A 1,656-nucleotide genomic window follows, 5' to 3' on the forward strand; every position below is an offset into this window, starting at 1 on the left:
TGTTCGCGCGGGGACGGGGGTCCCTGCCCGATCTCGGTCGGGACCTGTCCAGGGGGACACATGCACGTTCGTCGTCGCGCTGCCGCTCTCCTCGCCGTCACCGGCCTGACTGCGATGCTTCTTCCGCTCTCCGCAGGTGCGGTGCAGGCGGATCCGTCCGGCCCGGCCTTCGGCTACGTCACGTACGCCGTCGACGGCGTCCACACCAGCACGACCGACAAGCTCTGGGCGACGTCGCCCGGTGACCTGGCGGCCGCGACCGCCCTCACGCCCGACCACTACGTCTACCGGTACGACGTGTCGGAGGATGGCAACGTCCTCGCCACCACCGGGCAGTCGCGCTCCCTCGCCGTCCCGGGCGCGAACACGACGTACGGCGTGCTCGTGACTGCCCGGGACCCGCTCAACCCCGCCTCGGTCACCACCCGGCTCGTGGCCCACTGGTTCGACAGCAACCCGGTCGTCTCACGGGATGGCGCGTACGTCTACTGGTTCGACGGGCCGCTCATCCTGAAGTACGTCGTCGCCAGCGGCGAGCTCGTGGACATCACCTCTGCCTCCGCCCGGTTCCCGGCCCTGCCGGGCGAGGTCGTGCTGCGCCTGTCGATCTCGGCGGACGGCACGAAGGCCGCGGTCGTCTACGGCACGTTCGACCAGGACGGGAACCTGATCGCCTCCCGCATCAAGGCCGCCAACCTCAGGACCGGTGTGGGCCCGATCTACGAGAGGACCGCGAAGGTCACCGCGTCGAGCAAGTTCCCCGTCGCGGCGGTGCTGACGTGGAAGCCCGACGGCAGCGGCTTCCTCTACTCGCGCTCAACGCTGCAGGGCGATCTGACCACCGTGAGCGCCAAGGTCGAGGGCGGCGACGCAACCGTGCCGGGCTTCGACGGCATGTACGACCTCAGGAGCCACGGCGGCACGTGGTACATGTTCCGCGAGAACGGGTCGCCCGCGGTCACCCAGGTCGGGTCGTCCGCGACCCTCGCTGTCCCGACCGACTGGACGACGTTCCCGCTGGGCGCGACGACCGTGCGCTATGCGCCGGCAACCCTGACGCCGCCGGTCGAGGTCCCGACCACCGGCCGGGGGTACTCCGAGGCGAAGCTGCTGTTCGCCAAGTCGGTCCTCCCGGTGGGTCAGCGCACGGTCTACGCCAGCCTCGCGTCGTACAACAACGTTGTCGGCGGGCTGCAGACCGACAATCCGCTCGCCACCCGCTACGGCGTCCTGTCGTACTCGACCGACGGCGGCGCCACCTTCACCTCCCTCGGCCGGACCGGCGTCGGCTCGTCGTACCTGCCCTGGCCGAACGCGGCGCCGTTCGGCAACGGCTACACCCCGGTGATCAAGCGCAACACGGTGTTCCGCTGGTGCTTCGAGGGCGACGCCTACGTCGAGCCGGACTGCGTGCGCAAGAGCATCTCGGCGGTGCCGACGATCTCCCTGGTCACCCAGCAGTCCGGTAGCAAGGTCACCGTGTACGGCAAGGCGACACGGGTGGGCGGCAGTGCGGGGCTCTACCGGTACATCTACAGCGAGTACCGGCTCGTGGCCAAGGCGGCGATCTCCAGCACCGGGCGCTTCAACTTCGGCACCGTGACGCTGCGGCCCGGCACCTACCGCGTGCTCACGGCGAAGGACGCTGGGTGGGCG

Annotated in this window: 1 protein-coding gene; it reads left to right on the plus strand. The window is 70.1% G+C overall.

Annotated features, from left to right (window positions below):
- Window positions 1-60: 60 nt before the first annotated feature.
- A partial coding sequence (locus ACFQGU_RS17300; protein ID WP_386768946.1) for a hypothetical protein occupies window positions 61-1,656 on the plus strand: 1,596 nt, incomplete at its 3' end.

The organism is Longivirga aurantiaca, from assembly GCF_042660085.1.
Taxonomy (GTDB): Bacteria; Actinomycetota; Actinomycetes; order S36-B12; family CAIYMF01; genus Longivirga; species Longivirga aurantiaca.